The sequence below is a fragment of the Brotocaccenecus cirricatena genome, assembly GCF_020687045.1.
Lineage (GTDB): Bacteria > Bacillota > Clostridia > Oscillospirales > Oscillospiraceae > Vescimonas > Vescimonas cirricatena.
On record NZ_JAJEPW010000012.1, the window covers coordinates 1 to 17,702 of the forward strand.

Here is a 17,702-nt window from a genome sequence, read left to right on the forward strand (position 1 = left end):
GGCTTGTTTGAGCGTTTTTCGTTTGCTGCGATGAGCTGCTCCTCATCTATGAGCTTGGGATATCCTTTCTCCCCGGTATAGCGTGTGTCCGCCAGAATACGGGCGATCATATTTTTGTTCCAGAGCCGCCCCTCGTCGTATGGGATATCTTGCTGGCGAAGTGCCTCGGTCAACTCATTCAAGGATTCTCCTGCGATATATCGGCGGAAGATCTCCTGTACAAGTTTCGCCTCTGCTTCCTGTATGACGATCTCACCCAGAGCCATCTTGTAGCCAAAGGGCTGCTTCCGGTTTCCCATCACCGCACCGTCCTCTCTATAGACTCCCGCAGCTCCAGCCCATTTTTCAGGCAGAAGCGGACGGAGTCGTTGCTCTCTATGATAATTTTCTCAACGAGTTCACCAAACAGTTCCGCGTCAAAGCTGTCGAGGAATTCCGGCCCACCATCCAGGAGGTCTATCAAGTCTCGTGTTTGCAGGGCGGTCATGTCGCTCTTGGCATCCATCAGCTTTTCTTTTTCCAGCTTGGCCTGCCGGAGCTGCTTGGTCAGCTCATTGGTTTTGGCTATAAAAATGTCAGGATCAACAAGGCCCTGCTGCTTGAGGAAGACCAATGTCTGATTCTGACTGGATAGATCTGATATTCTTTTATTCAGGGCAACGATGTCAGGACTCCAGAGCATCCTGCGATTGCGGATCATCTGGAGGTTTGTGAGTATCTGTTCCAGAATGGGGATGCTCTGATGTTTTAGCTTATAGTATAGGCGGCAGAAGGCTTCCTGAACTTGGATTTCTGGTATAGGAGTAATCTGACATTCGTGTCTCTCTTCATGATTGCAGCAGCACCAATACCATTTTTGATTGATTTTCTTCGCTCGAACACGCGCTCCGCAAGAACAGCGTATCTGCCTTGAAATAGTATCGTGAAGCGGCGTTGGCTCTCTCTTTCGTGTTTTCCGCAGTTGCTGAGCTTGATCAAACATCTCCTGCGAGATAATGGCCTCATTGCTACCGGAGACGAAGTACATCTCTCGTTCTCCCCGGTTGCGTTTCTTTTTCCGTGGGAACGAGTCTGTTGTATACCTTTTCTGGAGAAGTGCGTTTCCTGCGTAGCGCTCATTTTGCAGGATATAGTCAATAGCTTCTCTCCGCCAATACCTTCCGAGCGCCTTATCTTTGTTAAGAGCGGCAGCAATTTCTCTCGAATTATTGCCACTTAAATACTCTGTAAAAATCCGCTGGATCGTTGGTGCTTCAGCCTGATTGATTTGTAGATTGCCGTCTATAAGTGTGAATCCCACAGGTGCATAGTATGTGTTAAAAGTTCCCTGCTCCATACTACGCTGATAACCCCATTGCCGATTGCCGGCTATGGACTCGCTCTCTTTTTGGGCGAAGGCAGCGTAGATGGCAGTGATGAGTTCGCTGCTCACATTGACAGTATCGATACCTTCACGCTCGAAGTGGACATTGACACCCAGTTCCTTTAGCTCACGGATATTCTGGAGGCAGTCTTTGGTATTGCGGGCAAAGCGTGAGATGGACTTGACAAGGATCTGGTCGATCAGGCCCCGACGACAGTCCGCCATCATCCGCTGGAAGTCATCCCGCTTAGCCGCCGAAGTTCCCGTGATTCCCTCATCCGCATAGATGTCGACCATGCGCCACTCGGCCTTGCTTGAGATCAGCTCCGCGTAGTAGTGGTTCTGAGCGGCGAAGGAATTGAGCTGATCCTCGGAGTCTGAGCTGACACGAGTGTAGGCAGCAACCCGCAGCCGCACATTTTGAGGCCGCTCCGCAGGCTCGATTTTTATAACGCGGGGCTGCTTTTCTGCCAGTGCTGTTGTTCCATCTACCAGCCGCTTTTCATCCATGTTCGCTCACCTCCTTTTTTGCAACACAAACACTACCACAACAGCGTCCGAATAGCTACTGAAAGATGAAGAAAATCAGAGAAAAAACATGACTTCAACACCGTTATCCGCAGCGATCCGTGCGGCGATTTTTCTCAGTTCTTTTTCAGTGAAAATGCCGCATTCCCGGAGTTTTCTGAGCAGGATCACGATTCCATAGAAATTGATATTAGGGTTCATAATTGCGCTCCTCCCTGTATCTGACCATCTCTGCGGCACAAGCATGGGAACCGTCCGAGGAAGGAATCAAAAGTAGGCAATAGTTGAACCTGTGAATAAAGGAGAGAGGAATCGAATGCAAAAATATAGGAAGGGTTGGACAATTCCCATGCTTCTGCCGCAAGAGTGTGGTCGCTCCGGCAACAGAAGCAGATGCTCCCATCGCCGGAGCGGCCAGAACTTTACGGTTTTATTTGCCTGTATTCGACACTACTTCCCCAGGCAGGGCGGCAACTTGAACTGTGCTGGCACACATCACGGGACTCTCACCCCTCCGAGGATCTCTCGAAGCTGCGTACAGGAGTATCATTATGGGCTGACGGGATCATGGCGGGAACAGCTTGCCAAAGCTGTCTTGGCCTGAGTGGGTATCGCTCTGCACCTTACTTGGCCGTCCTTTGATGCGGAGTTTCTCCGCACAGGTGGTCTTCGCGCACTCGGCCTGACGCTGGCTCCGTCGGCTAATGTATTCAAGTTGCTGGATATGACCTGGCGGTATTTTTCAAGGAACAAAGCCGCTGATTTATCAGCAGCGGGGTGAGGTTCAAAGTCCTCTCACTCTATTAGCCGTTGAAAACACCGTTTGCACCAAACTTTTTTGTCATCTCAGCATCTTTTTCAATTTCTGCAAGATACGGATCTTCCGATTATGGATCGTCATTCGATGGACACCCATCATTTCTTCCAGCTCACGCTCTGAGCGCTCGTCGAAAAACAGCGCATGAATCAGGAATCTTTCTTCTTCGCTCAACTGATCCAGAGCGGCCCGTAAACGGCATAAATCATCTTTCCTGATTACAGTATCCTCGACGCCTTCAGCATCGTCCGCAAACTGGCACTTCGCAGAATATACGAGCCGCTCCAGCGAATCCTCTTTGCTGGGGACATAACTCTCTGCCCCATTCTCGGCATTTTTCCTGCGCTGTTCGCTTTTCAGATCCACCTCCATGTATTTCATCTTGCGGTCGCTTTTCTTCAAGACTTCCAACACATCCGGGCGCTCTTTTAAGCAGGGATATATCTTCAAATAATCGACCCGATATGGGTCATTGTGATACGACATTTTCTGTCCTCCGTTTTTCAAGATTTGGTGGTGAAGCAAATCTCGAAAATGGAGGGCCACGGCAGCGTGGCAAAAGCGCCCCAAAATGCAAAAAAGCTCCCGGAGCGCAATGGCTCCGGGAGCAGGACGCAATATTAGAATGATAGGCTGTCTGCGGCGCAGGAGGGCCATACAGATCCGTACACAAGGGTCGCAAACCGGCCTTGTGGTGACCAACGGCGTAATATAGTCTCCTGCACAGCAAAAAAATCACCCGCCCGCATCATCTATCGGACGCATCCGATAACCAATGATAACGGGCGGGTAACCTCAGCCGTGACCTGCTGGACAACCTCCTGTATGACTTTTCTGTGACCTCCGCTGCAACCTACTGTGCAGCCTCCTATATGACCTCCTCCGCAACCTCTGGAGCAACCTACTGTGCAACCTCAGCAGCAACCTCCGCTACAACCTCGGGAGCAACCTCAAGTTACTCTCATTTTACATTCAAATACTTCTTAATAACCTCGGCATGCTCCAACGCCAGATAGGGCTTTGCTGCCGTGTAGTATGTCTGCGCCATAGAGAGATTCCCCTGAAATCCCATGGTCAGGATCGCATACATGTTCAGTTCGCTGTCCTTCGGGTCGAAGCGCAGAGCGTCAATGGCCGTCTTTTGCGCCAGGATATAATCCTTGCACTCCATCTTAAGGCGGACGTATCCCTTGGTAATCTGCAGATACAGCGACTGATAGTACATGGACAACTGCATCAACCACAGTTCGTGTTCACACCTCGGAAGCAGTTGTCCCTTGTACAGATTGATTGCAGTGTGGTAGAGAGAATGGCGCATATCAGGTTTTTCTTCTGTTTTCAACTGAATGCAGGCATCCTCAAAGCGGTCAAAGTCTGTATGGATATTATAGTCGGGATTGATCTGGAATGTACCGTTCTTACCGACGACCAGCTTGTCAAGGCCGATAACAGAAAGGGTACGCCGCAGGCGGTAAACGATATTATTGACGACCTTATACGGCGAATCGAGTTCATCGTATGGGCAGATGATCTCTGCCAGCGTGTCAATGGAGAAATTCTTTTTGTGATTCAGAATGAGATATGCCAGGAGCAGGTAGCACTGATCCGCCTTGATATCTTCTCCGGTCAGCGTTCCCTTTGGGCCGATGATCTCCATACCGCCAAAGAAATTGATATGGATGTCCTCCGGATTGTATTTGGATGCTTTTGTGGCGGCCAAAATGGACTGCTGTTGTTTGATCTCGTTGAGCTCCAGTACTACCGCGTAGGAAGCGATGAACAGGAAAACCGGGTCATCCGTGTAGCGGGTCGGATCATCCACAGCAATAAATCCCTGATTGATTCGCTTGGAGAATGGTGCCGCCAATAATGTAGTCACCCCATACGCCTGAAAGAAGGCTGCTTCATCCGGATAGATTTTCTCCAATCTCTGCAAATCAGAAATCACGACTGGTTTATTGGCTCGAAGTGATTTCCTCCATCTCGGAAACTTCTCCATAGGCAGGCACTGGAGCATATCTCTCTGTGCTGGGACACCATCTTTGCACCACTCATAGGTAATGACGCCGATCCCAAGCTCCCAGTCAGCCTCCACCACAGAGGCCCTCGATGCGCCATAAAACTCAGCCGCACCTTTCAGAAGGCCATTGATGATGGCTTCCGAATCCTCGGTGTTCCGCAGGCTGGCCTCCAACACGCTCATCCCACGATGAAACGCGCTGCATTCAACAAGCGGGGTGGTTTCCTGAATGACTTCGTTGCTCATGAATACGCCTCCTTTGATTTGTAAAAAAGCGCAGAGACTGTCCAATGTAACTTGGACAGCCTCTGCTGTGAACCGCACAGCAGGGCTGAGCGGTTATGTACTATACCATTGTCTTGATGAATGCAGCAAGCGCTTCGCGTTGATCCTCCTTGAGCGCCGCAACACTGTTGTCAAACTCACTCCGGGCATTCAGAGTGTTTGCCGGATCGTCCTCCGCAAAGAACTGAGCCAGCGTGATTCCACAAGCGTCACAAATCGCATTTACCGTCGGAATGGACGGTTGGTTGTTCCGCTTGAAGATATTACTGATCGTTGTCTGCGACAGCTTGGATTCCTGCGCTAATCGATAAATAGTCCATCCGCGTTCGTCCATTAACTGTCGAATTCGCTGTTGTGCATTGAACATTGGTACCACCTACTATGCTATTAGTATACACCTCATTTGATTGCCTTCATAGAAATCATCGGTATGGTATATGGTAATCAAATGATATGTACCCGTTATGGTGCCATAGATAGGGGCACGGAGAAAGTTATTGAGATTTTATGGATGGAATCCCATTGATGTTTATCAAAAAAACAAGCAAGGAATCCAAATAATCAGGACTTCCTTGCTTGTGAAGATAATATAGAGCAGGAAAAACGGCTATGAGATAGCAAATCAATTGTTGCGTAGGGGCCAGAAAATCCCTCGTACACGATTTCTGAATTTGGCCTTCTTGTGGTTCTTCTCCAACAATGATGACTCTGTATCTTTCTCGCAATTATAGCAGATCATACGGCCTTCTGGAACCGGGCAACCGCATCATACGCAGGTGTCTGCTTGCCGTATATAGCGTACTTCGGTTTTCGTAATGCATCATCTCCTGTTTTCGATATTTCCTGCGCTAATGCATAATCCTTTTTACTTATATAAACCCATCGGGATTTTTCTGTTGCCAGTTCCATGCGTCACGGCACATGTCCTGCAAAGATCTTGTAGCTTGCCAGCCAAGCAATACTTTTGCCTTTTCTGCCGAAGCGAAGCAGACCGGGATATCTCCCGCCCGGCGACCAACGATTTGAAAAGGGATATGAATCCCAGTAGCGTTTTCAAATGCGGAAATCAACTCAAGAACGCTATGTCCCATACCTGTTCCCAGATTGATTACCTCCACGCCCTTGTGCGAAGTGCAAAACGGAAGTGCTGCTGTGTGGCCAGCGGCAATGTCCATGATGTGGATGTAATCTCGGATACATGTACCATCTGGCGTATCATAATCAGCGCCAAAAACGGATAGTTGCTTTCGCTTTCCTGTAGCCACCTGAGTGATATATGGCATCAAATTGTTTGGTGCGCCATTGGGAGCCTCTCCGATAAGGCCGCTGGGATGTGCGCCCACCGGATTGAAATAGCGAAAGATGACCGCCGAAAAATCCAGAGTCGCCGCAGCATAGTCTGTAATGATCTGCTCGATCATATACTTCGTCCATCCATACGGGCTTGCGATGTTACCAGTGGGACACGCTTCTGTAATCGGCAGCGTGGATGGATTGCCATAAACCGTTGCAGACGAGCTGAAAATCAGGTTTTTGACCTGATTTTTGCCCATGGTTTCCAAAAGTGTGAGGGTACTATCAAGGTTTCCTCTATAATACTTGAGCGGCTGCTGAACAGATTCCCCCACAGCCTTATATCCTGCAAAGTGCATGACTGCATTGATCTCATGCCGTTTGAAAATCTGTTCCAAATCCGCAGAATTCTGAATGTCCACATTATAGGTTCTGACACTCTTTCCGGTGATTTTCCTTATCCTTTCCGGAACTTCCTGAGAACTGTTATAGAAGTTATCTGCGATGATTACATCATATCCCGACTGAAGTAATTCAACTGCCACATGGCTGCCGATATATCCCGCTCCGCCGGTAAGTAAAACGGTCATTCACTGCTCTCTTTCTCCGCATTGAGTGGAAGATACTCGTTCAATAGATCCTCGTGGATTTTGTCCAGATCTGGGACGACCACTGACATGCCTCGGATAGAAGCATAATGGTATGCATCATCTGCCGGGACACGATAACTGGAGAGTTCCGCACTTCCCATGATTGGGATGCACTTCGCTACCAGCAGCATGATTTGCGAGTTCGTCATGTCAGTCGACAGATACGGCAGCACTTCATCCAACAGCTTCATCAGGTCTGCCGCATTACTCTGGCGGAACTTGGTATAGATTGCCTGCAGAACATTGCGCTGACGCTGTGTTCTGTAAAAGTCGTTGTCGATCTTTCTGATGCGCGAATAAGCAAGAGCCTTTGTCCCATCCAGGTGGTAAACACCAGCCTCTGTGCCGATATTTATTGTCTTGGCTTCCTTGCTCGTCATCTCAATGTCTACGCCGCCAAGTATATCAATCACGCTCTGGAAACCGGAGAAGTCAACCTCAAAGCACCCGTCAATCGAAACTCCGAAATTAGTATGTAATGTATCCATCAGCAGAGGGAAACCGCCGAAAACATAAGCAGCATTCAATCTATTATCAGAATAGCCGCCTGGGATCTGAACATACAGATCTCTCAAAAATGAGATCATCGATATCTGCTTTGTATCTGGGTTGATACTGCACAGGATCATAGAGTCAGAGCGCTGCCGCCCCTCTCCCTCACGTCGATCCTGACCGACCAAAAGGATATTGAGCAGGTCATCATCCAAAAATGGTTCAATCTCACTCCAATCGACCTCTTCCGGTTTGAGTTCGATGATATCTTTCGACTCCTTGCTTGTATCGGTCTCGAAGTCTTCCTGGTCGGGAGGGATAACATCTACTGTGTCTGGTACCTTGTTGATCTTATCCAGCTTTGTTTGGATATACCAAAAAGCCGAAACGGCCAGAAGCAGAACTGTTGCTACACATACCAGTGCTACGATTTTTCTCTTTTTCATAAGCTTCTACCACCTTAGTCAGAAACTTTTCAAACAAGTATCGCTCGAATCCAATGTTCTCTTGCGATTATTGATAGCGGTTCTTGTAATACTTCTTATAATAGCCGCCATCCTTTTTCTTGATGTTGTTGCGGACTACTCCGAGAATCTTGCTTCCACTTTTCCTCAGTTGTTCTATGACCTCGATGGCCTGCCGGTAGCGGACTTGATTGTCCGAAATGACAAGGATTGTTCCATCGCATTTGGCTGCTACGACGGCAGCGTCAATGACGCTGCCAAGCGGGGGGACATCGATCAGCACATAGTCGTAAGACTCTTTCGCCGCCTTCAAAAGCTCTTCAAAGTATTGCCCGCTCAGCAGTTCTACTGGGTTGGGGGGATACTTGCCTGCAAACATGATCGACAAATTATCGTACTGCGTCTGATAAAGACATTCTTTGACAGAAGTCAGCCCTGTCAGCACCTCGCTCAGTCCCGCAGGGTTTTCCGCTGTGGTGTTACGCCCTGCCATAACCGATTTTCGCATATCCGCATCAATGACCAGCACACGCTTGTCCAATTCTGCAAGGCTCTTTGCAAGCTGCAGGGTAATAGTTGTCTTGCCTTCATTCTCATTGCAGCTTGTGATCACGACAGTGCAAATATCTTGACCGCAGAACTGCAAATTAGTTCGCAATGTCTTAAATGCTTCCTGCGTGAAGAAGTCTTTCTTTCCTGGAAGTTTTAAGGTTGTTTTCACAGACGATCCGTTTCCCAAAATTGTTTTCTCCATTTTATTTATCTTCTACCTCCTGCTTGGCCGAGGTCTTATACGCCGCATATGTCTTGTAATATCCGTATTTTCCCGACTTTTTGCCATCCGCATTCGGAATGTTGCCCAGAACACTGAGGCCAAGGTATCGCTCCAGATTTTCGTCATCGGTCTTAATGCGGTCATCGAGGAGGAAGATAATCAGGAAGATCACATAGGTTACAACGGCAGCAACAACGCCAGCAAAAGCGAATGTGAGCATCCTCGTGCTGTTGCAAGGATCAGGATCCGTCGTTCCCAGCTCATAGAGGTTCACCTGCTGAAACCCCATGGCATCTTCAATGCGCTTTGAACCGATGGTGCAGATTCGATCCACGATACGCTTTGCCAGTTCGGGGGAATCCGCTTTCACAGTCACCTCGAGAATACGGGTGTCCTCTGGGTTAGAAGTAGATACGCAGTCATATAGATCCTCGTACTCCATGTCCAGATTCAAGCTGCTGATAACTTCATCCAAAACGGTATGGCTTTTTAAGAGGTAGGTGCAGTCATTGACAACCTTTAAGGCCAAGGAGAAATCGGAACTTGCGTCACTGGCAGTTGCACCATCCGCCTGACGCAGAATGTAGAGGGTCGCGGTAGAGGCGTATTGCGGGATAAATGTCATACGGTTGAACACCAAAAAGCCGCCACAGCAAATGCAGGCTGCGAGTATGATGGCCCATAACCGTTGGACGAATATGCCCCATAGGTCTTTCAGCGTAACTGTTTTAAAATTTGCTTTCTGATTCATGCTTAAGAAAAGTCCTTTCTTACGGCCTCACCACGCAATAAACGGATTGCGTTATCGCAGCATAGAGCCGCAGCATAGTCTGCGCCGTATTTCTTGTTGATGTAGTTGAAGCACGTCAACATTTCAGGTGGGCGAGACGAACAGTTGTGTGCATCTGAGGAAAAAAGATCGATTAGGCCAAGGGACAACAGCTTCCGGCATTGACGCTGAACAAGTAAGCCAAACCCGCGGAGCAGGGACTGTGTATCTGCTTGGAGCACCACGCCATCGTGCCAGAACGCTTGAATCGCAGGAATTCTTCCATGCAGGGATCGATAGCGCTCGACATGGGCAAGAATGGGGATATAGCCTGCGTTGAGCAACGCATGAAGGCCATTTCCAATTACTTTTTCAGGTGCTGTTTCCGAAAAGTCCACCAGCACATATCTGGTACCATTGACCGTTCTGCAAACGCCTTGCCTCAGCCAATTCACACATTCCGGTTCATACCGAAGTTCATTTCCCAAATACAGCGCCATGTCTGGATATGTTTTCTGCACATAGCTCGACAAGCGCTTAAATGCCGCATTTACCTTGTCATAATTGTCTCCAAAGTAGCCTGGGTGGAAATGAGGTGTACAGCAAAGCACCCGTGTGCCAGCTTGATAAGCCGCATCTAACATGGCATGCATCTCATCTTCGTCTTTTGCACCGTCATCCACTCCGAACAAAAGATGTATGTGAATATCTGCAAGCCCCATTTATCCGTCCTTCCTCCAAACCATTTTATTCACGATGCCCGTGTAGTTCTGAATGATTCTGGCGACCTTCATGGACACATTTTCAGCGGTATAATCCGCCACCGGCGTACCGAAGCATTCCTCCCGCTGCATCCCGACAGCCATCTCCACCGCCTGAAGGAGGGGCTCTGCGTCGATTCCGGCGAGTACAAAGCAGCCCGCGTCCAGTGCCTCGGGGCGCTCAGTGGAGGTGCGGATGCTGACTGCCGGGAATGGCTTACCGACAGACAGGAAGAAACTGCTCTCCTCCGGCAGCGTTCCGCTGTCGGAGACCACCGCAAAGGCGTTCATCTGCAGGCAGTTGTAATCGTGGAAGCCCAGCGGTTCGTGGGCGATCACGCGGCTGTCCAGATGGAAGCCCGTCGCCTCCAGCCGCTTTCTGCTTCTCGGGTGGCAGGAGTAAAGGATTGGCATGTCGTACTTTTCCGCCATGGCATTGACCGCTGTGAACAGTTGGACAAAATTGCGGTCTGTATCGATGTTTTCCTCCCGATGCGCCGAGAGCAGAATGTACTGTCCCTTGGTCAGACCCAGACGCCGGTGGATATCACTGCCTTCGATCTTGTCCAGATTGGCGTGCAGCACCTCTGCCATGGGACTGCCGGTCACGAAGGTGCGCTCCTTTGGCAGTCCACACTCCATCAGATACCGGCGTGCATGCTCCGAATAGCAGAGATTGACGTCGCTGATGATGTCCACGATGCGGCGGTTCGTCTCCTCGGGCAGGCATTCGTCCTTGCAACGGTTTCCCGCCTCCATATGGAAAATTGGGATATGCAGCCGCTTTGCGCCGATAACGGAAAGGCAGGAATTCGTATCGCCCAGGACCAGCACTGCGTCCGGTTTGACCTGCACCATCAGCTTGTAGGATTTCTCAATGATATTCCCAATCGTAGCCCCAAGGTCATCGCCTACGGCATTCAAATAATAGTCCGGCGCACGGAGGCCGAGGTCGTCAAAAAACACCTGATTGAGGGTGTAGTCGTAGTTCTGACCTGTGTGAACCAGAATCTGTTCAAAGTACCGGTCGCAGCACTTTATCGTAGCGGACAGACGTATGATCTCCGGTCGCGTACCGATGATTGTCATCAGCTTCAGCTTTCCCATTGCTACACCTCCTCAAAGTAGGTATCCGGATGGTTGGGGTCAAACTGCTCGTTGGCCCACATGACTGTCACCAGATTTTCCGTCTCACTCAGATTGATAATGTTGTGGGTATAGCCCGGCAGCATATGGACGGCTTGGATCCGGTCACCGCTAACCTCGAATTTGATTTTTTCATCGGAGCCGATTTGGCGTTCCTGGATCAGCCCGTGTCCGGCCACGACCATGAAGAATTCCCACTTGCTGTTGTGCCAGTGCTGCCCTTTGGTGATGCCGGGCTTTGTGATGTTCACGGAGATCTGACCGCAGTTCTTCATTTTCAGCAGTTCTGTGAAGCTGCCTCGCTCGTCTACATTCATCTTCATCGGGAATGCGATTTTTTCCGGCGGCAGGTAGGAAAGATAGGTGCTGTAGAGCTTCTTCTCAAAGCTGCCTTCCGGAATCTCCGGGAGCAGCAGTGTCTGCGGCTGGTCGTGAAAGGTCTGGAGTAGTCGAACGATCTCGCCCAGCGTCACGCGGTAACTGACCGGAACGCTGCAATATGCTCCATCCGTCCGGTGGGGCTGGACCTCCATGGCATTTAGGATCTCGTCGATCAGGTCGTCAATGTAGACCAGTTCCAGTTCGACTGCCGGATCCGAAACGGTGATAGGTAGATCCCGTGCGATATGATGGCAGAATGTCGCCACCACGGAATTGTAGTTGGGGCGGCACCATTTTCCGAACAGATTGGGCAGGCGGTAGATCATCCCGGCTGCGCCAGTTTCTCTGCCATAGGCAAGAAGCAGCTCCTCCGCCGCCTTCTTGGACTGCCCATAGGGACTCCCGGCATACCGTCCGGCCAGACTGGCCTGAATGGAGGAGGAGAGCAATACCGGGCACCGGTTACCGCTTTTCCGAAGTATCTCCAACAGGGTACGGGTGAAGTCCGTGTTTCCGGCTGCAAATTCTCCTGGATCCTGGGGCCGGTTCACGCCAGCCAGATGGACCACGAAATTTGCCTTTTTGCAGTAGTCCGCCAAGGTCTCTGCCGAAGTATCCCGCGTACATAAAAGGATCTCCTCGATTTGCAGTACGGGCCGGGTCCTGTCTCTGCGATCCTTGATGGTGGAAAGGCGCTGCGTCAGATTCTTCCCGACAAATCCGTTTGCGCCGGTGATCAGTACATTCATCAGCAAGTTCCTCCGAACAGCTTCAGCTTTAGAAGAAGCTGTTTCATTTCCTCCACATTCAGCCGGTGCGTATTGTGCGAAGTATACTGCTCGATTTTGCCGAACTCTGGATTTCCCTTGCTGAAATAGTTGTCATAGTTCAGATCTCGATTATCTGCCGGAATGCGGAAGAAGCCGGGCAGATCTTCCGCCCGCATCATTTCCTCTGCAGTGACCAGCACCTCAAAGAGCTTTTCACCATGGCGCGTTCCGATAATCGTCGAGCCAAGGTCGGAGTGCTTCAGCTCCAGCACAGCCTGTGCCAGCGTCTCGATGGTCGCAGCAGGGGCCTTCTGCACGAACAGGTCACCCTGTTCGCCATGCTCAAAGGCATAAAGCACAAGATCTACGGCATCGCTGAGCGTCATCATGAAACGGGTCATATTGGGATTCGTGATCGTCAGAGGTTTTCCCTCGTCGATCCGGTCGCAGAACAGCGGAATGACCGAGCCGCGGGAAGCCATGACGTTGCCGTACCGCGTCAAACACAGAACCGGATCCCCAGGCAGCATCTGTCTGGAACGGGCAATCACATTCTTCTCCATGACAGCCTTCGTCATGCCCATAGCGTTGATGGGATAAGCCGCCTTGTCCGTGGACAGGAAGATGGCCTTCTTCACATGGTTGGCCACACAGGCGGAGATCACATTGTCGGAACCGGCCACATTGGTTTTGACCGCCTCCATGGGATAAAACTCGCATGAGGGCACCTGCTTCAAAGCTGCGGCATGAAATACATAGTCCACACCGCGGAACACATTCAGAATGGAATTGTAATCCCGCACATCTCCTATGTAAAACTTGATTTTCTCCGCGTGCTGCGGATACAGCTCCTGATAGGTGTGCCGCATATCATCCTGCTTCTTCTCATCCCGTGAGAGAATGCGGATCTCTGCAATGTCGGTGGTCAGGAAGCGGCGCAGCACAGCGTTGCCAAAGGAGCCTGTCCCACCGGTAATGAGCAGTATTTTATCTTTGAACGATATCATCTGGTCTTACTCCTTTGTATGATTTCTTTGTTTTTCAGGCAGCACGCCGCGCAAAAGTACGGCATCCAGCATTAGTTTTGTATTTGGACGTAGCGGACGAATCAGCGCAGGAAGCAGGATCGTTGTCGAAGCCTGGGTGATCAGCGAGGCCGCAGCGGCTCCAGATGCTCCCCACGACGGGATCAGCGCAAGATTCAGCACAACATTCAGCACAGCCGCACTGACATACAGGTATTTCAGATATTTCTGTCTGTTTTCGCATACCATCCATGCGTTTCTGGCAACACCGAGATAGGAAAACGCCGTGTACCAAACCACGATGCGCAGAGGTCCAACTGCCGGCAAATAGGTTTCTCCATAGAGAATCAAAATAAAAGGCTTGGCGACAAGGCAGATCATTGCGGATACGAACAGGGACACATAAAAAACAATTGCGTAGAGTTGCCGGTTCTTCCGCTCATAGCGCAGGCGGTCCTTCTGAAAACTCTGCACAATCTCCGGATAAAGGGAATCAATGATTGCCGAGAGAATAAAGGCCCATGAAACACTGACCGTCGAAGCAAGGGAATAATGTCCAACGGCATCTGCGCCAAGCATCTGCTTGAGCATCAGCTTGTCTGTACAGGCATAGATGGAGACCATCAGTCCGGCTATGATAAAGCTGCCGCTGCTTTGCAGAAGCTCCTTTGCTTTTTTCAGAGAGTAACGGAATCTTGTTCCGCCATTTTTGAAATAAGCGATCAGCAAAAACACCGCAAGTACGATGTAATCCAATGCGCTTGCAACGGCGAACCATTCCACACTTTTCCCAAGCGCAAGCAAAATAATTTTGTACACAGACATTGCCGCATACGAGACAAGTTCGGCAATGGCGGAATACTTGGACTGGAGCCTGGCCTGAAACCAGTAGTTGAGGGTATCAAACACCTGAAAAATGAGGCCAATGCTGTACAGCGCTACAACCACAACGGTGAGACGTTCTCCTCTGTCCACGACACTGACAATACCGATGATTGCCAATGCAGACAGCAGACTTGAAATCGCCCGCAGCAACAGGGTCGTTCCAATTGTTTCGCCCTGCTGCTCCGGATGATCCACAAAGTTCTTGACGATCACACTGTTGATGCCAAGCGTACATAGCGAGGCAAAGAATGTCGCATATGCCGCTGCGTAATTGATCAGGCCGTAATTGCTTGGGCCAAGATAGCGCGCCGCAAAAATACCAACGACAAAGGCCAGCAGCTTGTTCGCCACTTTGCCGCCGATGATCCATCCGGCATTTTTAACAACTTTATTCTTTCTGAGCGACTGCAGCAAAATCTTCAAACTCCTTCACCACTTTAGCTGGGACACCGGCCACCAGTGTATCCGCCGGCACATCCGTGGAAACACAGGCACAGGCTGCGATCATGCTTCCATCTCCAATGCTCGTATTCAATAGGAGGGTAGATCGACCACCGATCCAGACGCCGCGGCCCACTGTAATATGATAGGATTCGCCTTTTCCAGCCCGCCTTTTGTGGTTGCCCATATGGTGTCCTCCCGTCAGGAAGGTAACACCCGGAGCGATATCGCAGTTATCTCCAATCGTTACTATCCCATTTCCATGAACAGTGAGATTGCATCCGATCCAACAATTTGCGCCAATGCGAAGCGTTCCTGTATTATAAATTGGCCCGACAATTTTGGTATTTTCTCCGATTTCATAGCCGATGGAACGGAGAAGATTCCTCTTTTCAGAGAAGAACCGGGTTCCCGCCAGAGTATGATTGACAAGGTATATCACAATTCTTTTTTTGATAGTCTTCAACTTCATCTTTGATACCAGTCCTCCCGCAGCGGCTTTGCGGGGCTGCATGGACCGTTCGCAAACAACCCAGAAGCGTCTTTACCGTTCAAAAGGGCGTTCGATAGCTGCAAAAATCGCTTTGCTGCAACCTCCGCATTCCACAATTCTGTGATCGTCTGGTACGCCGCTTTTCCAAAGCTATACTGCATCGTCGTATTTTCAAGAAGCCGTCGTACCTTTTCATAAAGCTCCTGAATATTGCCGGAGTGATAAACGCTTCCATTCACGCCGTCATTTACGAGGTAAGGGGTTGCCCCAGCTGCATCGCTGGCAACCACCGCACAGCCGCTGTTCATGGCCTCGTTTAACACAGCGCCCCAGCCCTCTTGGCGGTCACTCGTGAATAAGCAGATGCCTGCGCTTCCCATATGACGGCGCACGGCTTCCGGAGACATGGCTCCAAGGAATCGTATATTGGTCTCCAGCAGCCCAGCTTCTGAAGCCTGCCGCTTGAGCTGCTGCTCCATCTCACCGGTACCGATCATCTCAATTTTGAAGCAGCATCCTGCATCACGGAGTCTCTTTGCAACCTCAATCACATCGTCCGGATGCTTCCAGTCCAAGAAGCGTCCACACCACAAAATGGTTGCTTTTGCTTTGCGGTCAATCAAGTCATCAATGCTGGGATACCGTATCGTCTCTGGGAAATAGCCCCATTTATAGCACCGACCGCGGAAAAGGCCGAATTTTGCATAATCCCCCGCAGTATAGGCACTGGCACAGAGCATATATGCCTTTCGCCACGGTGGATTGCAAGCGTGCCAGTGGAAAAATCGTTTTGGATATTTGAGAAGTGAATTTCCTGTTTTTAAGATTCGCTCGGAATATCGAAAAAACAATTTGGCCTTTTTGCCGTATTCCTTTGTCTGACGCTCTGGAAAGGAACCGGCTATCAAAACATCCAGATTATTTAATTGCTTCTGAACTTCTTGGTCTGCCATCGAACAGGTATACGGACGCACCAAATCATTTTCCCAGCCGAGGTTCTTTCTCTCCGCATCCATCTCTTTATGCGCCACGAAGCAATAGTTGTGATTTGTCAATTCATAGAGGGCATCGGATAGGGGGATCTGATGATGCGTAAAGTAGTTACTGCAAAAAAGAATTCTCATGTAGCCATCACACGCCCTTTTTCAAAGTAGACAAAACATTTTCATAGAGTTCGACATAGCCCTGATACACCGTGTCCTTGTCAAAACGCGCCATTTTTTTAGGATCCGCACGCCAGTTGCTGTCTGCCACGTCTCTCACGGCATTTTCCAATGCCTGTATATCGCCCTGCGGAACCAAGCGTCCATTTCCCGGTGCTACCGTTTCAGGACAACCGTCCGTCTCATATACCACCACTGGCGTTCCGCACGCCTGGGCCTCTACCGTAGTCAGGCCAAAGGTTTCCTCATAGGTAGGGTTCACAAACACATCTGCAGCGGAGTACCACTGCGCCAGTTCTGTTTGGTTTGCCGTGCGTAAAAGCCCAAGCACATCGGAGGGGATATCTGGCAGTTGCTTTTCGATTAGGCCAATCAAAACCACCTGATAGTCAGAGTCGAGGCGGCCAGCAAGCGTCAGCAAATCCGGCAGACCCTTGCGTGCATTCCATGCATTGGCTACTCCGAGGACGATCTTCTTATCTTCCAGATGATACTTTTCACGCAAGCTGCTGGACTGTGGGCGGAAGATCGTGCGGTCGATTCCGTTGGGGATAACGGTTCGCGGATAGTTCTGTAGAAACGACTTGGAAACCTGATCCACAAGCCATTGCGAGGGTGTTGTGATGGTCAGATTTTTTACACCGGTAAAGGCATTCTTTTTGCGAAGGAAGTTACGCCTTACATCTCCCTTCCAATAGCATTGCGGATACCGGTACAGCAATTTGCAGTCCCGGCACTCGGTCTGCCATTGCATACACTTGACTTGCGAGAAATGTGTGCAATGTCCGGTAAAAGTCCAGCAATCATGCAAGGTCCAAACGACGGGGATATTCGCTTCCTTCAAGAAGCGGAACAGCATCTCATAATTCACATAGAAGCCGTGCAGCGTGTGCAGATGGATAAGATCAGGATGAAAGGCTCTGATCTCCCGGATCATCTTTCTGGTCGCCGCCCAGGAGTATAACCCCGCATGGTCTGTGAATCGTGATACTGCGTTGTGAAAGTAAAAGCCGAAATCTCCGGACACTTTTACTGCATCCGCATTGTCGGAGCATGCTCCCGTTCCATATAAAGCCTTTACATCATTGTCATACTTTTTCAGCAGATTCATGATATCAGCGATGATTTTCCCAGTGCTTCCGGTTCCATATACCAAATTGACAAACAGCACTTTCATCCTT

At 49.9% G+C, this 17,702-nt stretch carries 18 protein-coding genes; all 18 read right to left on the bottom strand.

The genetic code is table 11. The annotated features are described in order from the left end of the window. Positions 1 to 299 (bottom strand): recombinase family protein (locus tag LKD37_RS05760; RefSeq protein WP_302928321.1); only part of this gene is annotated, 299 nt, incomplete at its 3' end. Continuing rightward, positions 299 to 1,873, bottom strand: a complete 1,575-nt coding sequence (locus tag LKD37_RS05765) for a recombinase family protein (protein ID WP_302928322.1) — start codon at positions 1,871 to 1,873, stop codon at positions 299 to 301. The genes LKD37_RS05760 and LKD37_RS05765, both read right to left, overlap by 1 nt. Positions 1,874 to 1,948: 75 nt before the next feature. Further along, positions 1,949 to 2,092, bottom strand: coding sequence for a hypothetical protein (locus tag LKD37_RS05770; RefSeq protein WP_286147798.1), 144 nt, complete (start codon positions 2,090 to 2,092; stop codon positions 1,949 to 1,951). 640 nt (positions 2,093 to 2,732) lie between these two features. Further along, the gene (locus tag LKD37_RS05775; RefSeq protein WP_302928323.1) at positions 2,733 to 3,194 is read right to left on the bottom strand and encodes an RNA polymerase sigma factor; all 462 of its coding nucleotides are present in this window, start codon (positions 3,192 to 3,194) and stop codon (positions 2,733 to 2,735) included. 475 nt (positions 3,195 to 3,669) lie between these two features. Beyond that, a complete protein-coding gene (locus LKD37_RS05780) occupies positions 3,670 to 4,974 on the bottom strand; it encodes an AfsR/SARP family transcriptional regulator (protein WP_302928324.1) in 1,305 nt (434 codons plus the stop codon). A gap of 100 nt (positions 4,975 to 5,074) precedes the next feature. Continuing rightward, positions 5,075 to 5,380 (bottom strand): helix-turn-helix domain-containing protein, encoded by a 306-nt coding sequence (locus LKD37_RS05785; RefSeq protein ID WP_302928325.1) that lies wholly within the window; start codon positions 5,378 to 5,380, stop codon positions 5,075 to 5,077. Between the two features lie 502 nt (positions 5,381 to 5,882). Continuing rightward, positions 5,883 to 6,896: a UDP-glucose 4-epimerase GalE gene (gene galE, locus LKD37_RS05790; RefSeq protein ID WP_302928326.1), complete on the bottom strand. Its 1,014-nt coding sequence runs from the start codon at positions 6,894 to 6,896 to the stop codon at positions 5,883 to 5,885. Beyond that, entirely contained in the window at positions 6,893 to 7,894 is a 1,002-nt protein-coding gene (locus LKD37_RS05795; protein WP_302928327.1) for an LCP family protein, read from the bottom strand. The genes galE and LKD37_RS05795 overlap by 4 nt, the downstream gene beginning before the upstream one ends. Before the next feature lie 67 nt (positions 7,895 to 7,961). Next, positions 7,962 to 8,666: a CpsD/CapB family tyrosine-protein kinase gene (locus tag LKD37_RS05800; RefSeq protein WP_302928328.1), complete on the bottom strand. Its 705-nt coding sequence runs from the start codon at positions 8,664 to 8,666 to the stop codon at positions 7,962 to 7,964. Position 8,667: 1 nt separating this feature from the next. Further along, complete coding sequence (locus tag LKD37_RS05805; protein ID WP_302928329.1) at positions 8,668 to 9,438, bottom strand: YveK family protein; 771 nt, start codon at positions 9,436 to 9,438, stop codon at positions 8,668 to 8,670. A gap of 2 nt (positions 9,439 to 9,440) precedes the next feature. Further along, positions 9,441 to 10,178, bottom strand: coding sequence for a CpsB/CapC family capsule biosynthesis tyrosine phosphatase (locus tag LKD37_RS05810; RefSeq protein WP_302928330.1), 738 nt, complete (start codon positions 10,176 to 10,178; stop codon positions 9,441 to 9,443). Continuing rightward, positions 10,179 to 11,324, bottom strand: a complete 1,146-nt coding sequence (gene wecB / locus LKD37_RS05815; RefSeq protein WP_302928331.1) for a non-hydrolyzing UDP-N-acetylglucosamine 2-epimerase — start codon at positions 11,322 to 11,324, stop codon at positions 10,179 to 10,181. Between the two features lie 2 nt (positions 11,325 to 11,326). After that, positions 11,327 to 12,493 carry a capsular polysaccharide biosynthesis protein CapF gene (locus LKD37_RS05820; RefSeq protein WP_302928332.1) on the bottom strand — a complete coding sequence of 389 codons (1,167 nt, stop codon included), beginning with the start codon at positions 12,491 to 12,493 and terminating at the stop codon, positions 11,327 to 11,329. Continuing rightward, complete coding sequence (locus tag LKD37_RS05825; protein WP_302928333.1) at positions 12,493 to 13,521, bottom strand: polysaccharide biosynthesis protein; 1,029 nt, start codon at positions 13,519 to 13,521, stop codon at positions 12,493 to 12,495. The genes LKD37_RS05820 and LKD37_RS05825 overlap by 1 nt, the downstream gene beginning before the upstream one ends. A 6-nt stretch (positions 13,522 to 13,527) precedes the next feature. Next, on the bottom strand, positions 13,528 to 14,847 hold the full coding sequence (locus LKD37_RS05830; RefSeq protein ID WP_302928334.1) for a flippase: 1,320 nt from the start codon (positions 14,845 to 14,847) through the stop codon (positions 13,528 to 13,530). Next, on the bottom strand, positions 14,813 to 15,337 hold the full coding sequence (locus tag LKD37_RS05835) for an acyltransferase (protein WP_302928335.1): 525 nt from the start codon (positions 15,335 to 15,337) through the stop codon (positions 14,813 to 14,815). The genes LKD37_RS05830 and LKD37_RS05835 overlap by 35 nt, the downstream gene beginning before the upstream one ends. Beyond that, the gene (locus tag LKD37_RS05840; RefSeq protein ID WP_302928336.1) at positions 15,334 to 16,482 is read right to left on the bottom strand and encodes a glycosyltransferase family 4 protein; all 1,149 of its coding nucleotides are present in this window, start codon (positions 16,480 to 16,482) and stop codon (positions 15,334 to 15,336) included. Before LKD37_RS05840 ends, LKD37_RS05835 begins: the two co-directional genes overlap by 4 nt. Before the next feature lie 7 nt (positions 16,483 to 16,489). Beyond that, positions 16,490 to 17,698 (bottom strand): glycosyltransferase, encoded by a 1,209-nt coding sequence (locus LKD37_RS05845; RefSeq protein WP_302928337.1) that lies wholly within the window; start codon positions 17,696 to 17,698, stop codon positions 16,490 to 16,492. Positions 17,699 to 17,702: the final 4 nt, after the last annotated feature.